Genomic DNA, 15157 nt, shown 5'->3' with positions numbered 1-15157 from the left:
GCCGCCGCCCAGATACGGCGCAGCGCCCATCTGCCAGAACAACCAGTTCAGGGTTTCGGTGCGGCCGGCCAGGTCCTTGGGCAGCAACTCGCCAAACTTCTCCGCCAGGTACAGCAGGATCGAACCGGACTCGAACACGCGAAGGTTAGGCTCGACGCTGCGATCCAGCAGCGCGGGGATTTTCGAATTGGGGTTGATGTCGACGAAGCCGCTGCCGAACTGATCCCCTTCATTGATACGGATCAACCAGGCGTCGTACTCCGCGCCGGTGTGGCCAAGGGCGAGCAGCTCCTCAAGCAGAATCGTCACCTTGACGCCGTTGGGCGTGGCCAGTGAATACAGCTGCAACGGGTGCTTGCCGACCGGCAGGACTTTTTCATGGGTCGGCCCTGCCGTCGGACGGTTGATGCTGGCGAACTGGCCGCCGGAGGGCGCTTCGTGTTTCCACACGGTAGGCGGGACGTAAGGTGCCTTGCTCATTGAACACTTCTCCTGAGGGTCAGTTTTAGCGGGAAGGATCGAGGCGCGCTGGCCCCGACCCTTCAACGATGTTTATCGAGCAGAAGACAGCGGTGGCGTGCGCGGCGGGATCTGGCGCTTGCTGCCGATGGCTTCGAACGCCGACGCGAAGCGCAGCAGGGCGGAATCGTCGTAAGCCCGACCGGCAAAGGTCAGGCCCACGGGCATGCCAATGTCGGCCATGACGCCCATCGGCACGGTCACGGTGGGCACACCCAGGTGACGGATCGCGAGGTTGCCATTGGCGACCCAGACCCCATTGCTCCAGGCGATGTCCGCCGAGGCCGGGTTGACGTCGGCATCGGCCGGCGCCACGTCGGCCACGGTCGGAAACAGCACCGCATCCAGCCCGAGCTTCTGCATCCAGTCTTCGAGGTCAATGCGGCGCGTATGTTCCAGCCCGCGCAAGCCGTCGGCCAGGGTGTCGATCTGGTCCCACGACGTGACGCCGCGCTGGGCCATCCTCACGTACTCGTCCATGCCGGCCGCGAGATCGCCCTCGCGGTTGGGCAGGGTGCCGGGGTCGTGGGGGAAAATCAGCGGGCCGTTGACGTCGGCCAGGCGATTCAGTTTCGGGTCGCCGTTGGCTTGTAGAAAGTCATCGAAGGCCCAGGCAGTGAGGTCCCACAGTTCGTGGTGCAGAAACTCTTTGGAGACGATGCCGCGGTTGTACACCGTCGGCGCGCCGGGGCGATCGCCTTCGCAGTTGGAGACCAGCGGGAAATCCACTTCGATGACCTCGGCGCCCTGGGCTTCGAGTGCCTGGCGCGCCTGTTCCCAGAGGTCGATCACCGACGCGCGGGTGATGATGCGCTGGCCGGTAGGGCCGCCAATGCCGGGTGCTTCGGACGTACCCGCTTCAGGGTCGGCATTGATGTACATGCGCGGCACGCCAAAGCGCTTGCCGGCCAGGGTTTGCGGGCTGGCGGCAAGCTCGGCATAGGACGCCGGGCGCACGGTGTCGACCGAGGGAATCGGCACCCACGGCTGCAAGCGCCACAGGTCGCCGCGGGTGTCGGGGTCTTCGGCGACCACCACGTCCAGCACTTCGAGCAGGTCAGCCATGGTCCGGGCGAAGGGCACGACCACGTCCATGGTCGGCGTCAGCGGCCAGTTGCCGCGCACCGAAATCACCCCGCGCGACGGCGTGTAGGCGCACAGGCCGTTGTTCGACGCAGGCCCGCGGCCGCTCGACCAGGTTTCTTCGGCCAGCCCGAATGCCGCGAAACTCGCCGCCGTCGCAGTGCCGGCGCCGTTGGACGATCCGGACGCAAAGGGTGCCGTCAGGAAATCCCCGTTGTAAGGGCTTTCGGCGCGGCCATACACGCCGCGCTGCATGCCGCCATTGGCCATCGGCGGCATGTTGGTTTTGCCCAGGCAGATCGCGCCGGCGGCACGCAGCCGCTCGATGGTGAACGCATCGCGGTGAGCGACCAGTTCGGCAAACGCCGGGCTGCCTGATGCAGCCGTGAGGCCTTTGACCAGATAACTGTCTTTGGCGGTATAGGGAATGCCGTCGAGGGGGCCGAGGGTTTCGCCTCGCGCGCGCCGCTCATCGGAAGCCTGGGCTTGCTCAAGTGCTTCGGGATTGCGCACGACCACGGCATTGAGCGCGGTGGCGGTGTCGGTACCGTCATAGGCGTCGATTCTGGCGAGGTAGGCCTGGACCAGCTCGACGGCGGTGGTCTGACCGGCTTCCAGTGCCGCGCGCAACTGCGCGATGGAGACTTCGGTGACTTCGATCATGACTGCGACGACCGTGAGCCGGGGAGTAGAGAGCAGAATGTCTGAACAAGAATGGGCATATCGCTTCCCGTTGCGCGGCAGGGCCGGGCTGGTTTGAAGCCGACTGAGGCGTGGGTGTGCAACGCGGCTCAGGTCGGCAGGCGTATTCGTGTGAGGCACATTATGCCTTCGCCCTGTGTTTGTCGCGAGGCTTGCGCTGGGGCTGCGACCCGGGCCATGCATCGTGGTGGACAGTTGCAGGACATGCGCTATAGCGAAAGGCTTACACGACGTCGAGCGTTCTCGCCCTGTACAGGCAAGCGCCACAAGCGCAACCTTGGATCCATCAACCGAGGCGCTGGATGTGCTTCGCAGGTCATGGATGATCCACCATTTGCCGGGACGGCTACTGACAGGATGTTGGAATGGTGTTGATAGAAAAGAACCCGCTCAGGCGGGTTTTTTATTGCCCGCGATTAAGTGCGCGGAGCGTTTGAGCAAGGTGCGCGGGACGCTTGTGCAAAGTGCGCGAGGCGCCTGGGCCGACTTCTGTGGTTAACTCCTGCGCATCATTTTCGTCGCAGGCTTTGCAATGACTCCCCATCACGGCGCGCACCGGCAAGTCATCGGCATGTGGTTGATGGCGGGCGTGGCGCTGATGTTCGCCAGTCACGACGCGATCTCCAAGACGCTGATCTATTCCCTGCCGGTGATCTTCGTCGCGTGGGCCCGCTACCTCGTTCACTCGACGCTGGTGACCACCGTGCTGCTGCGCAACGGCGGCGCGAAAGTCTTCCGCACCCGGCGGCCCTGGCTGCACTTGCTGCGCGCGGTGGTCCTGCTCGCCGACAGCCTGTCTTTCCTGTTCGGCCTGACCCACGTCCCGATTGCCGAATCCACGGCGCTGGTCTTCCTGGCGCCTGCATTCGTCACGATCCTGTCGCCACTGATATTTGGCATCAAGGCGGATCGCTGGCAGTGGGGGTCGGTGGTGCTCGGCTTTATCGGCGTGCTGGTGATTATCAACCCGGCCAGCGATGCCTTCTCGCTGTGGATGCTGTTTCCCCTGGCGACCGCGCTGTTCTTCGCGCTGTATCAGCTGCTCACGCAACTGGCGGGGGAGACTGACAGCCCAGCGGTGTGCAGCTTCTATGTCGGCGTTTTTTGTACCCTGATCCTTAGCGCCATTGTGCCGTTCTACTGGGCCGAGCCCGACTGGTTGCAATTGGGGCTGCTGCTGGTGCTGGGCGGTCTGGGTTTGTGCGCGCACTTTCTGATGGCCAAATCCTATCGCTACGCTTCGTCGTCCGTGCTCGCACCGTTGGGTTATCTGCAAATCATCTTCGCCGTGGCTTACGGGATCCTGCTGTTCGGCAACTACCCTGGGGCAGCGTCGATGGTCGGCATCGGGCTTATCTTCCTCAGCGGTTTGATGGTTTACGCCAGACGCCAGCCCGTGGCGCCTGCAAGCGAGCTCTGATCAGGGGTTAACCGGGATTCAGGCGTTTTCATTGCCGGGACGGGTGAAGGAAAAGCGGTGGATATCAACCCGCAACTGCCAGCCCTGGTTCGCCCAATAGGTCGCCGCGCCCGGGTTGGTCTTGAGCACGTCGATGTGGCATTTGTGAATGCCTTCCGCCTCAAGTCTGACCAGACAGCGCTCGACCAGTGCCTGCCCGATCCCCTGCCGCCGATACTCAGGCAGCACCAGCAAATGCTGCAAATACCCGCGACGGCCGTCATGGCCCGACATCACACAGCCGCAGACGAGAGAACCGTCCTCCGCCACAAAGCTCAGTCCGGGGTTGCGCAGCAGATACCGCTCAGTGGACTCCCGCGAGTCCGCGTCGCGCAAGGAAATGCCCGGCGTGTCGCGCATGAGTTGGGTGATGGCGTCGTAATCGTCCAGGGTCATGGGGCGGATGGTGGGCATGGGGGCACCTTCTTTAGATCAAGAGCGTCTGCCTAGGGGCAGACTGTTTCGCCTTCGGCGAGTTACTTGGAAAAGCACCCCAAGTAACCAAGGGTGCCTGCTCCTGGTTGGGCCCGACTTCGTCGGGTTCCTTCACTCCGGTCTCGCTCCGTGGGCCCGCGCCGAACGGACATCCATGTCCTGACGGCGCTCTCGCCGCATCCCTGCGGCTCGGCCCACTGCGCGAGACCTGCGTTCAGCCTGCACCCAAGTCGCGTTTTGCGGTGTTTGGGCTTTTTGCGTATGAAGATCAACGGCAACGGCAACGGCAACGGCAACGGCTTCCCGGCTAAAGCCGGTCCCACTGAGGACGCGCTGTTTCAACGATCTTTGATCGGTCATCGTCGTACCTGACAGAACGCATTTTTTTGTAGGAGCCGGCTTGCTGGCGAAAGCGGTGGGTCAGGTATGAATATATCTACTGACAGAATGCATTCGCCAGCAAGCCGGCTCCTACGGTGTGGGCTGGGTACAGTCAGTATGACCAGCTTTAGCCGGGAAGCTTTTGATCTGCTTTAAACGCGCTTTTGATCTTCTTGCGCAGATAGTTCAGACACCGCCAAACGCGACTTGGGTGCAGGCCGAACGCAGACGACGCGGAGTGGGCCGAGCCGCATGGATGCCGCGAGAGCGCCGCCAGGACATGGATGTCCGTTCGGCGCGGGCCCACGGAGCGTCGTCGGAGTGAGGGAACCCTGACGAAGGAAGGGCCCAACCGAGAGCAAGCACCCTTGGTTACTTGGGGTGCTTTTCCAAGTAACTCGCCGAAGGCGAAACGTCTGCCGTTAGGCAGATGCTCTTGACCTAAACAACTGCCGCGACTCATCTGATCCGTATTTATAAGCCTTACCTGACTCTGTACTGAAACAGCGGCAACCCCCAAAATCACTTCACTCCCGGCAGACCGATCAAGCCGACCGGTCGCCATCATCCGGCTCGAATCCCAGTACTTCATACCTGCGTAGGAGAAACCCATGGCCAAGCTCGCAATCTTCCTGTTCGGCTTTCTCGCCCTGACACTCATGATCGGCGCGCTCGCCACCATCTCCCCGACCTGATCACCCCCGCGCTCCCTGCACCCTGACGGCAGACACAACTCTGCCGTTTCCGCGTTCCCCTGAAAAACGTGAGCCCAAAGCTCCTAACCGCCATTCATCCGCCAACCCCCATTCCCACCCTTGACGCCCATTTGTAACGGGACAATACTCAACGCAGATTCATATAGATGACTACATAACTACAACAGCGAAGCGCCTCCATGAACCAACTCTCCAGCGATGTCCGCTTGCCGCTTTACCAACGCCTGCGCGACCAGCTCGCCGAACAGATCGCCAACAACCGCTGGCGGCCGGGCGAAGCCATTCCCACTGAAGCCGCGCTGTCCAGCGAGTATTGCCTGTCCACCGGCACCGTGCGCAAAGCCATCGACATGCTGGTCAACGAAAACATCCTCGAGCGCCAACAGGGCCGCGGCACCTTTATTCGCCGGCCACAGTTCCAGTCTTCGCTGTTTCGCTTCTTCCGCTTTCAAAGCGTCTCCGGCGAACGCCAGGTGCCCGAAAGCCGCATCCTCTCCATCGAAGCCGTCACCGCACCCTCGGCCGTTTCCCACGCCCTCGGTCTGCCCCTGGACGCGCCGGTGATTCGCCTGATCCGCCTACGTCTGCTCGACGCTCAGCCCGTCCTCGCCGAGGAAATCTGGCTGCCCCAGGTGCAGTTTCAGACCCTGCTGGAAATTGACCTCAGCCGCCAGGGCCCGCTGCTCTATCCCATTTACGAAGAGCAGTGCGGTCAGGTCGTGGCCTATGCCGAAGAGACCCTGACCGCCGAAGCCATCAACGACACCCACGCCCGCTTGCTGCAAGTGCCGGTCAACAGCCCCGTGGTGGTGATCGAACGTCTGGCGCGCAACTACGCCGGCGAGCCGCTGGAATGGCGCCGTTCGCGTGGCCATGCCAGCCACTTCCGCTACAGCGTCGACATCCGCTAACCCGCGCCGTCGACCGCCGAATCTGCACCCAAGCCCGCCACTCAGAGCGGGCTCTACAGCACCTGCTGCTTCACACTATAAGGACAAAAACCATGTTCAACTGGTATCGCCAAGTCACTCCTCGGGAGCGCAAAACGTTCTGGGCCTGCTTCGGCGGATGGTCGCTGGACGCCCTGGAAGTTCAGATGTTTGGTCTGGCGATCCCGGCGCTGATCGCCGCGTTTGCCTTGAGCAAGGGCGACGCCGGGCTGATCAGTGGCGTGACGCTGATCACCTCGGCCCTGGGTGGCTGGGTCGGCGGCACGCTCTCGGACCGCTACGGCCGGGTGCGCACGCTGCAGTGGATGATCCTCTGGTTCTCGTTCTTCACTTTCCTGTCGGCGTTCGTCACCGGTTTCAGCTCGCTGCTGATCGTCAAGGCGCTGCAGGGTTTCGGCATTGGCGGCGAGTGGGCCGCAGGCGCGGTGTTGATGGCCGAAACCATCAACCCGAAATACCGCGGCAAGGTCATGGGTACCGTGCAGAGCGCTTGGGCAGTGGGCTGGGGCCTGGCCGTCGGCGTGTTTACCCTGATCTATTCGTTCGTGCCCCAGGACATGGCCTGGCGGGTGATGTTCCTGGTCGGCCTGCTGCCGTCGCTGCTGATCATCTGGGTGCGCCGCAACGTCGAGGAGCCGGACAGCTTCCAGCGCCTGCAAAAAGACAACGTCATTCCGCAGAGTTTCTTCAAGTCACTGGCCGGCATTTTCCGGCCCGAACTGATCCGCGTGACGCTGCTCGGCGGCTTGCTCGGCCTCGGCGCCCACGGCGGTTACCACGCGGTGATGACCTGGCTGCCGACCTTCCTGAAAACCGAGCGTAATCTTTCTGTGCTCAACTCCGGCGGCTACCTGGCGGTGATCATCGTGGCGTTCTGGTGTGGCTGTATCGCCAGCGGCTTTCTGATCGACCGCATTGGCCGGCGCCTGAACATCGTGCTGTTCGCCCTGTGCTGCGTGGTCACCGTGCAGTGCTACGTGTTCCTGCCGCTGACCAACACGCAAATGCTGTTCCTCGGTTTCCCGCTGGGCTTATTCGCCGCCGGCATCCCGGCCAGCCTTGGCGCGCTGTTCAACGAGCTTTACCCGGCTGACGTCCGCGGGGCAGGGGTGGGCTTCTGCTACAACTTCGGCCGCGTGCTGTCCTCGGTCTTCCCGTTTCTGGTGGGCCACATGAGTGAATCGATGTCGCTGGGTTCGGCCATCGGCATCGACGCCGGGATCGCCTATGGCGTTGCGGTGATTGCCGCCTTGTGCCTGCCGGAAACCCGCGGTCGCAGCCTGGAACCCGGCCCCACGGCCAGCGCCGTCGCGGACACACGCAGCGACACCGCCCGCGCCTGACTTTCCTTCCGCGCGACGCTCTTTGCGTCGCGCATCTTTTGACAGATGAGATCCATGTCCGACCTCTTTTCCGCCTCCCCCGCGTCGATCCTTGGTATCGACGGCCACGCACACGTCTTCAGCAGGGAGCTGGACCTGACATCGGCACGACGCTATTCACCGGACTACGACGCCACGCTGGCGATGTACCGACATCAACTTCATCAGCATGGCCTGAGCCACGGCGTGCTGGTGCAACCGAGCTTTCTCGGGACCGATAACCGCTACTTGCTCGACGCTCTTCAGCAGGCGCCGGAACAGCTGCGCGGCGTGGTGGTGGTCGAGCGCGACATCAGCCGTGCCGCATTGGAAGAAATGGATCAGCTGGGCGTCGTTGGCGTGCGTTTGAACCTGATGGGCGAGGCGCTGCCGGACTTTTCCGAACCGCCGTGGCAGGCGTTTTTCAGGCACATTGCCGCGCTGGACTGGCACGTAGAAGTGCACCGCCAGGTCGCCGATATGCCGATGCTGCTGGCCGGGCTCATGCCGTTCGGGACGAAGATCGTGATCGACCACTTCGGCCGACCTGACGCTCGCCTGGGCCTCGATCAGCCGGGCTTTCGCCAGATGCTGGAACTGGGCCGCAGCGGGCAGCTGTGGATGAAGGTCTCGGGCATTTACCGTCTGGAAGGCAGCGTGCAAGAGAACCTCGATTTCGCCCGTGCCGCGCTGCCGTTGCTGGTCGATACGTTCGGCCAGCAGCGGCTGGTCTGGGGCAGTGACTGGCCCCACACCCAGCATGAAAATGCGGTGAGCTACGGCTCGGTGGTCGAGCAGTTGCAGGCGCTGGGCTGCACCGCGCCATTGATGCGCTCCCTGCTTATCGAGGCGCCCCAGGTGCTGTTTGATTTCGCGCTGCCTGCAATCTGATCGAGGCCTGATCCGGCCAGGGCGCGAGTTTCATCTTGATCACGGCCGGCTGATGTGTGGCCGGTCGGGATCGTCCCCGGGGCTGTGAATGCTGATCCGTCTCGCCTTGGCCCCTTGGGGTTCAACCCGCAACAGGAAGACGATCAGCAAACCGTTCTTGAACGTCGCGCCCTGCACCTCGATGTGGTCGGCCAGATGAAAGACCAGGCGGAACGGGCCGTGGGCGATGCCCTGATGCAGGTACGTCACGCCGCCATCGGTGTGCGCCTCACCCCCGCAAACGGTCAGTACGTTTTTTTCCAGGGTCAGGTCAAGGTCGGCGGCGGCAAGCCCGGCCGTGGCAATCACGATCCGGTAATGATCGGTGCCGTATCGTTCGACGTTGTGAGGGGGGCCGCTGGCGTTGATCTCGCTGTGAAGGGCAGATTCAAAAAAATCGTTGAAGCGATCAAAGCCCACTGATTGCCGGAACAGCGGGGCCAGTGAAGCGGTGGTGGCCATGCCTGAATCTCCTGGAGATTGCCACGGTGATCAAGACGCCGGTCGACGCCGGCTCTGCACTTGATTCTGTCGTTAGAGTTGAGCTCAAGCGCCAGAAAATACAAGCACCTCCGTTAAATACTCCGCTAACAGAATCAATCTATCGTCGCCCAAACATTTGCCTATTAGACGACTGGCCTGAGTCGGCTAGTCTTGTGCGAGTGCTAGCCTGGGCTGTCTGTCTCGTTGATGGCCGAAAGTAAAAAGCAAACAAGAAGGTGAGTAGACCATGTCGACCGAATCGAAATGCCCGATCAACCACGCAGCCGGGGGCGGAACCACAAACCGTGACTGGTGGCCGAACCAGCTGAACCTCAAGATCCTGCACCAGCACTCGCCATTGACTGATCCGATGGGCGAGGGCTTCGACTACGCCAAAGAATTCAAAAGCCTCGACTTTGCCGCCGTCAAACGCGACCTGCTGGAAGTGATGACCCAGTCCCAGGACTGGTGGCCGGCCGACTTCGGTCACTACGGTCCGCTGTTCATTCGCATGGCCTGGCACAGCGCCGGGACCTACCGTACCGCTGATGGCCGTGGCGGCGCCGGGGCCGGGCAGCAGCGTTTCGCGCCGCTCAACAGCTGGCCGGACAACGTCAACCTCGACAAGGCACGCCGGCTGATCTGGCCGGTGAAGCAAAAGTACGGCAGCAAGATTTCCTGGGCCGACCTGATCGTGCTCACCGGCAACGTCGCGCTGGAATCCATGGGCTTCAAAACCTTTGGCTTCTCGGGTGGACGCGCCGATGTCTGGGAACCGGACGAGGCCGTGTACTGGGGCGCCGAAACCACGTGGCTGGGCGGTGAAGACCGCTACGGCGCGCACAAGGACATGCAACAGCCGGGCGAGGGCACACTGGTTGCCGAACCCGAGCACCACAGCGAAGAACAGACCCGCACCGCCAACGGCGAGCGCAATCTCGAAAACCCGTTGGCCGCCGTGCAGATGGGCTTGATCTATGTAAACCCGGAAGGTCCGGAAGGTGTGCCAGACCCGGCGGCCTCGGCGCGGGACATCCGCGAGACGTTCGGTCGCATGGCCATGAACGATGAGGAAACCGTCGCCCTGATCGCTGGCGGCCACGCTTTCGGCAAGACCCACGGTGCCGGTCCCGCTGACAACGTCGGCCCAGAGCCGGAAGCCGCAGGCCTTGAAGCACAAGGGCTGGGCTGGCGCAGCACCTATGGCTCCGGCAAGGCCGGCGATGCCATCACCAGTGGTCTTGAAGTGACCTGGACGTCGACCCCGACCCAGTGGAGCAACGAGTATCTGGAAAACCTGTTTGGCTTCGAATGGGAGCTGACCAAGAGCCCGGCCGGCGCCCATCAATGGAGACCGAAAGATGGCGCTGGCGCGGGCAAGATCCCCCATGCCTTCGACCCGGCCAAGCGCCAGGAACCGCGCATGCTGACGTCCGATCTGGCGCTGCGCGTAGACCCGGCTTACGAGCAGGTCTCCCGACGCTTCCTCGAAAACCCCGACCAGCTGGCCGATGCCTTTGCCCGCGCCTGGTTCAAGTTGACCCACCGGGACATGGGGCCGCTGGCTCGTTACCTCGGCCCGGAAATGCCAAGGGAAGAACTGCTCTGGCAGGACCCGATTCCCGAGGTCAACCACCCGCTGGTGGACGCCAACGACGTGACTTCGCTCAAGGAAAAAATCCTCGCGTCAGGGCTGTCGGTTTCGCAACTGGTCGGCACTGCCTGGGCGGCGGCGTCCACCTTCCGGGGCTCCGACAAGCGCGGCGGTGCCAATGGCGGCCGTCTGCGTCTGGCCCCGCAGAAAGACTGGGCCGTCAACCAGCCGGCCAATCTGGCCGGCGTGCTGCAAACACTGGAGCGTGTTCGCGGTGAATTCAACGGCGCCCAGTCCGGCGGCAAGCAGATTTCGCTGGCTGATTTGATCGTTCTCGGCGGCAGCGCGGGTATCGAACTGGCGGCGAAAAATGCCGGCCGCCACATCACCGTGCCTTTCACCCCTGGGCGCGCGGATGCTTCCCAAGAGCAGACCGACGTCGAGTCCTTTGGTTTTCTGGAGCCCATCGCCGATGGTTTCCGCAATTACCTCAAAGGCCATTACCGCGTTTCGGCAGAGAAACTGCTGGTCGACAAGGCGCAGTTGCTGAACCTGACGGCGCCGCAGATGACTGTCTTGATCGGCGGCTTGCGCGTGTTGGACATCAACGCCGGGCACAGCCAGCACGGTGTCCTGACCGAAAAGCCGGGCACGCTGAGCAACGACTTCTTCAAAAACCTGTTGGACATGGGCGTCGAGTGGAAAGGTGTGTCGGGCGGCGATCAGCTGTTCGAAGCCCGCGACCGCAACACCGGCACGGTCAAATGGACCGGCACCCGGGTCGACCTGGTGTTCAGTTCACACGCCCAGTTGCGGGCTGTGGCCGAGGTGTACGCCAGTGCGGACGGGCAAGAGAGGTTCGTCGAGGACTTCGTCGCCGCCTGGACCAAAGTGATGGAGCTGGACCGCTTTGATCTTGCCTGAGGTCAGGCGTCTTTAGCCTTCAGCGCGTCCTAACCAACGCCTCCCTTGTGGAGGCGTTGTTTTTCTCCACGGATATTGGGCGCTGCCGAGATCCACTGTAGGAGCGCGCTTGCCCGCGAAGACGTCGGCCGACTCAACATCGTACCCGCCTGACACACCGCAATTCGCGGGCAAGCGCGCTCCTACACCCCTGCGGTTCGACACTGTTTTTGGGCTCTGCCGAAATCCACTGTAGGAGCCGGCTCGCTGGCAAACACGGCGTGTCAGTCACGTCGATGGTGGCGGGTAACCCGGGTTCGCCAGCAAGCCGGCTCCTACGGATGTGCGAGGTAACCGGTAACCGTTGTTCGGCAAGGCATCGCATCCGCTGATGCGGAGGTGTGAATGCTCACCAGCGCATCCTGTTTCGTTTTGTGACGTCGGATAGGCGTAGTCCAAACCCTCGCGAATACTGCGCGGCGCTGGATTGTCGTGACTTCATAAAAAAGGATGGGTGACTGTGGATGCAGATGATCGACGAATTTCAGAAGAGGCTGTGGCCTTTGCCAAGGCGAACAGGAAGGAGATAGCAAAGAGGCTGACGGATCCTTTGGTTTACGCGCCCGATGACTGTCCCGTCTCAATCTTCATGGCGGGATCCCCGGGCGCAGGAAAGACCGAGACATCAATCGAATTCCTAAACCGATTCGAGTCATCTAGCGTACGGATTGATCCTGATCTTCTGAGAGCAGAGATTCCGTCCTATACCGGCGGAAATGCCTACCTTTTCCAACATGCCGTTTCAGCTTTGGTTGAAAAACTTCACGACCAGGCACTGAAGCAAAAGCAGTCATTCTTGCTGGATGGGACGTCAGCAAATTTCGATATTGTTTCGCGAAACATCCGCAGGTCCCTTCGGCGCGGAAGATTTGTGCTCATCATCTACGTGTATCAGAACCCGGCTTTGGCCTGGAAATTCGTCACCGCCAGAGAACAGGTCGAGGGCCGCAATATCCCGCTAAGCGAATTCGTCAGGCAGTACTTCAGCGCTAGGGATGCAGTGAACCGGCTGAAAAGTGAGTTCGGCCATGCAGTCACCGTTGATGTGCTTCTCAAAAACGACAGCGGTGGTACTCGCCTTTATGAGGAAAATGTTCAGTGTGTTGACGATCATATCCGCGAAAACTACGATCCCGTGTCACTGCTAGGGATACTCAAATCACACGAGGGATTGAAATGAAATCGTCTGACACGCCTTTACCAAAGCTGAAAAGGACACTTTCCGACTTCGTCCGCAACGCCACCTTCGAGGAGAAGGAGCGGGTTTACCTGGAGGTCATGGAGAAAGCCTGGGCGCGGCAGGAAAAGATCATCGAGCAAGCCCGGAAAATGTAACGCCCCTCTATAGATTAAGCCGCCCTTGAGGCGGCTTTGTCGTCTTCGCTTGCAGCTTGCAGCTTGCAGCTCAACGCTTCACCCCAACGCCAGCACCCGCCGGCATTCCAGCACCAGACTTGCGCCGCCGGACGGGCTGCTGCCGATGCGCAGTTTGAAGCCGTGCAGGTTGACGATCGCGGCGACGATGGACAATCCCAGGCCGAAACCGCTTTGCTGATTGCCGTTTTCGCTGCGATAGAAGCGCTTGAACACCGCCTCGCGTTCGGCGTCGGGGATGCCGGGGCCGGTGTCCTGGACTTCGATGAAGGTGGTGTCACCTTCGGCACGGGCGATGAGCAGCACTTGCCCGCCCGGCGGGGTGAACTTGATCGAGTTGCTCAGCAGGTTCGACAGCGCCTCGAACAGCAGCGCGCGGTCACCCACCAGCGGCGGCAAGTGCTCGGCGACTTTAAGCTGCAACGAGACGCGGCCTTCTTCGGCCAGCGGCAGGTAGAAGTCGTGCAGCTCCTGCAGCAGCGGTTGCGCATCGAGCTGACCGAAGGCCGAACGCCGCTGGTGGTCTTCCAGTTCGGAAATCCGCAGCAGTCCGCGGAAGCGCGCCATCAGCGTGTCGGCATCGGCGATCACCTGGGCCATCTGTTCGCCCAGTGCCGAATCTTCCGGCGACTGCTGCTGAATTCGATAAAGCTGCGCGCGCAGCCGGGTCAGCGGAGTGCGCAGGTCGTGAGCGATGTTGTCGCAGACGCCCTTGACCTCATTCATCAGCCGCTCGATGCGGTCGAGCATGGCGTTGACGATGTCGGCGAGCATGTCCAGTTCGTCGCGGCGGTCCGACACCGGCAGGCGACGGGCCAGGTCTCCGGTGACGATCGCTTCGGCGCTGGCCTGGATCGCGCGGATGCGTCGCAGCGGGCGGCGTCCCAGCAAGTGCCAGCCGGCGATACCCGGAATGATCGTCAGCGAAATCCCCCACAGCAGCGCGCGCAGGATCAGCGTGGTCACGGCGAACAACGAACCGTTATCGCGCACCAGAATCAGCCAGCGGTCATCCAGCGTATGGATCGCCACGGCGTCGCAGCCCGAGCTGGGCAGATCCGGGTCGTCGGAATCGATGCAGGTGTCCAGTTCCTGGATTTCCCCGGTCAGCTTGAGGCCGTCGGGAATGCTCTGGATCGGGCCGCTGATGGGCTTCATGTCCTTGTCGAAGAGCCCGTATGCGTCGACCGAGCGTATGTCGAATTTGTCGCTGCTGCGCAACGCATCGTCCAGCTGCGCGCCTTCAAAGCGCGAGAACAACTGCTGGCGCTGCATCAACGAGTGACGGGCGAGGGTGTTGAGGTAGCTGGTGACTTCCCAGTACAGCACCCCCATGAGGATGCTGCTCCAGGCCACGAACAAAAAACTGTACAGCGCCAGCAGCCGGCTGCTGGAGGAGCGCCAGCCCTTAGACGGGTTCGGCAATGACATAACCTGAGCCTCGAACGGTACGTATCAGCGGCGTCAGGGTAGGGGGATCGATTTTCTTGCGCAAGCGACCGATGTGCACGTCAATCAGGTTGGTGCCGGGGTCGAAGTGGTAACCCCAGACTTCTTCGAAAATCATCATGCGGGTGATGATCTGCCCGCTGTTGCGCATCAGGAATTCCAGCAGCTTGTATTCGGTGGGCAGCAGGTTCAGCGGCTGCCCGGCGCGGCTGGCTTCACGGGTGATCAGATTGAGTTCGAGGTCAGCGACCTTGAGCATGGTCTCGGCCTGGGTCCCTGGATTGCTGCGACGCAGCAAGACTTCCACCCGCGCGGCCATTTCGTCGGAGGCGAAGGGTTTGGACAGGTAATCATCCCCACCGGCACGCAACCCGCGCACGCGTTCATCGACGTCCGACAGCGCGCTGATCATCAGGATCGGCGTGGCAATGCCCAGGGCGCGCATGGTGGTGACAATCGCCAGGCCGTCGACTTCCGGCAGCATGCGATCAAGGGTGATCAGGTCGTAATCGCCGCTGACCGCGCGGACGAGGCCCTCGCGACCGTTGTCGACCCAGTCCACCTGCAGGCCGTGGCTGCTCAGTTCGGCAACGATTTCCTTCGCGGTGACGGCATCGTCTTCGATTGTCAGAATTCGCGTCATGTGAGGTCAGGGCCACGTGAAAGGACAGAAGGCTGCATTTTGCCTTTAAACGTAGTCGGGATTTCTTAAAAATAATTTAAGAAGGGCATGAGGGGCTGTTTGGTGCTAGCGAGCG

At 61.9% G+C, this 15157-nt stretch carries 12 protein-coding genes and 1 pseudogene; 7 read left to right on the top strand and 6 right to left on the bottom strand.

Going from position 1 to position 15157, the window contains the following annotated elements; genetic code table 11:
* Together ACQKEN_RS16220 and ACQKEN_RS16215 are read right to left on the bottom strand one after the other, a co-directional pair.
* A pseudogene (locus tag ACQKEN_RS16220) lies at positions 1-480 on the bottom strand (glutathione-dependent disulfide-bond oxidoreductase); the annotation flags it as partial.
* Between the two features lie 72 nt (positions 481-552).
* Positions 553-2265 carry an amidase gene (locus ACQKEN_RS16215; RefSeq protein ID WP_427686963.1) on the bottom strand — a complete coding sequence of 571 codons (1713 nt, stop codon included), beginning with the start codon at positions 2263-2265 and terminating at the stop codon, positions 553-555.
* A gap of 571 nt (positions 2266-2836) precedes the next feature.
* On the opposite strand from ACQKEN_RS16215, the gene ACQKEN_RS16210 reads away from it, so the two are divergent.
* A complete protein-coding gene (locus ACQKEN_RS16210) occupies positions 2837-3724 on the top strand; it encodes a DMT family transporter (protein WP_427686961.1) in 888 nt (295 codons plus the stop codon).
* Between the two features lie 18 nt (positions 3725-3742).
* Here ACQKEN_RS16210 and ACQKEN_RS16205 read toward each other — a convergent pair whose 3' ends face one another.
* Positions 3743-4177 (bottom strand): GNAT family N-acetyltransferase, encoded by a 435-nt coding sequence (locus ACQKEN_RS16205; RefSeq protein ID WP_427686959.1) that lies wholly within the window; start codon positions 4175-4177, stop codon positions 3743-3745.
* Between the two features lie 1297 nt (positions 4178-5474).
* Between ACQKEN_RS16205 and ACQKEN_RS16200 the strand changes: the two genes are divergently transcribed.
* From ACQKEN_RS16200 to ACQKEN_RS16190, 3 genes are all read left to right on the top strand, one after another.
* A complete protein-coding gene (locus tag ACQKEN_RS16200; protein ID WP_427686957.1) occupies positions 5475-6206 on the top strand; it encodes a GntR family transcriptional regulator in 732 nt (243 codons plus the stop codon).
* A 92-nt stretch (positions 6207-6298) separates the two neighbouring features.
* Complete coding sequence (locus ACQKEN_RS16195; RefSeq protein WP_427686955.1) at positions 6299-7588, top strand: MFS transporter; 1290 nt, start codon at positions 6299-6301, stop codon at positions 7586-7588.
* Between the two features lie 54 nt (positions 7589-7642).
* Positions 7643-8497: an amidohydrolase family protein gene (locus ACQKEN_RS16190; RefSeq protein ID WP_427686953.1), complete on the top strand. Its 855-nt coding sequence runs from the start codon at positions 7643-7645 to the stop codon at positions 8495-8497.
* A 39-nt stretch (positions 8498-8536) separates the two neighbouring features.
* On the opposite strand, the gene ACQKEN_RS16185 is transcribed toward ACQKEN_RS16190, so the two are convergent.
* Positions 8537-8998 carry an Hsp20 family protein gene (locus ACQKEN_RS16185; RefSeq protein ID WP_133775734.1) on the bottom strand — a complete coding sequence of 154 codons (462 nt, stop codon included), beginning with the start codon at positions 8996-8998 and terminating at the stop codon, positions 8537-8539.
* A 268-nt stretch (positions 8999-9266) separates the two neighbouring features.
* Here ACQKEN_RS16185 and katG point away from each other — a divergent pair, with 268 nt between their 5' ends.
* From katG to ACQKEN_RS16170, 3 genes are all read left to right on the top strand, one after another.
* Positions 9267-11537 carry a catalase/peroxidase HPI gene (gene katG / locus ACQKEN_RS16180; protein WP_427686951.1) on the top strand — a complete coding sequence of 757 codons (2271 nt, stop codon included), beginning with the start codon at positions 9267-9269 and terminating at the stop codon, positions 11535-11537.
* A 499-nt stretch (positions 11538-12036) separates the two neighbouring features.
* Positions 12037-12756: a zeta toxin family protein gene (locus ACQKEN_RS16175; protein WP_427686949.1), complete on the top strand. Its 720-nt coding sequence runs from the start codon at positions 12037-12039 to the stop codon at positions 12754-12756.
* Entirely contained in the window at positions 12753-12911 is a 159-nt protein-coding gene (locus ACQKEN_RS16170; protein ID WP_427686948.1) for a hypothetical protein, read from the top strand. The genes ACQKEN_RS16175 and ACQKEN_RS16170 overlap by 4 nt, the downstream gene beginning before the upstream one ends.
* A 78-nt stretch (positions 12912-12989) precedes the next feature.
* Here the strand turns inward: ACQKEN_RS16170 and ACQKEN_RS16165 are convergent, their stop codons facing one another.
* The gene (locus ACQKEN_RS16165) at positions 12990-14381 is read right to left on the bottom strand and encodes an ATP-binding protein (RefSeq protein WP_427686946.1); all 1392 of its coding nucleotides are present in this window, start codon (positions 14379-14381) and stop codon (positions 12990-12992) included.
* A complete protein-coding gene (locus tag ACQKEN_RS16160; RefSeq protein WP_062387311.1) occupies positions 14359-15042 on the bottom strand; it encodes a response regulator transcription factor in 684 nt (227 codons plus the stop codon). The genes ACQKEN_RS16165 and ACQKEN_RS16160 overlap by 23 nt, the downstream gene beginning before the upstream one ends.
* Between the last annotated feature and the right edge of the window lie 115 nt (positions 15043-15157).

Origin of the sequence: Pseudomonas sp. NPDC078416, assembly GCF_050268485.1 — a bacterium.
In the GTDB taxonomy this organism is placed as follows: Bacteria; Pseudomonadota; Gammaproteobacteria; order Pseudomonadales; family Pseudomonadaceae; genus Aquipseudomonas.
This window is presented reverse-complemented; position numbering and strand designations above follow the sequence as displayed.

Bases quoted from the DNA above. Each gene is read 5' to 3' on its own strand.
- ACQKEN_RS16215 (WP_427686963.1), bottom strand. From the start codon at position 2,265: ATGATCGAAGTCACCGAAGTCTCCATCGCGCAGTTGCGCGCGGCACTG.
- ACQKEN_RS16210 (WP_427686961.1), top strand. From the start codon at position 2,837: ATGACTCCCCATCACGGCGCGCACCGGCAAGTCATCGGCATGTGGTTG.
- ACQKEN_RS16205 (WP_427686959.1), bottom strand. From the start codon at position 4,177: ATGCCCACCATCCGCCCCATGACCCTGGACGATTACGACGCCATCACC.
- ACQKEN_RS16200 (WP_427686957.1), top strand. From the start codon at position 5,475: ATGAACCAACTCTCCAGCGATGTCCGCTTGCCGCTTTACCAACGCCTG.
- ACQKEN_RS16195 (WP_427686955.1), top strand. From the start codon at position 6,299: ATGTTCAACTGGTATCGCCAAGTCACTCCTCGGGAGCGCAAAACGTTC.
- ACQKEN_RS16190 (WP_427686953.1), top strand. From the start codon at position 7,643: ATGTCCGACCTCTTTTCCGCCTCCCCCGCGTCGATCCTTGGTATCGAC.
- ACQKEN_RS16185 (WP_133775734.1), bottom strand. From the start codon at position 8,998: ATGGCCACCACCGCTTCACTGGCCCCGCTGTTCCGGCAATCAGTGGGC.
- katG (WP_427686951.1), top strand. From the start codon at position 9,267: ATGTCGACCGAATCGAAATGCCCGATCAACCACGCAGCCGGGGGCGGA.
- ACQKEN_RS16170 (WP_427686948.1), top strand. From the start codon at position 12,753: ATGAAATCGTCTGACACGCCTTTACCAAAGCTGAAAAGGACACTTTCC.
- ACQKEN_RS16165 (WP_427686946.1), bottom strand. From the start codon at position 14,381: ATGTCATTGCCGAACCCGTCTAAGGGCTGGCGCTCCTCCAGCAGCCGG.
- ACQKEN_RS16160 (WP_062387311.1), bottom strand. From the start codon at position 15,042: ATGACGCGAATTCTGACAATCGAAGACGATGCCGTCACCGCGAAGGAA.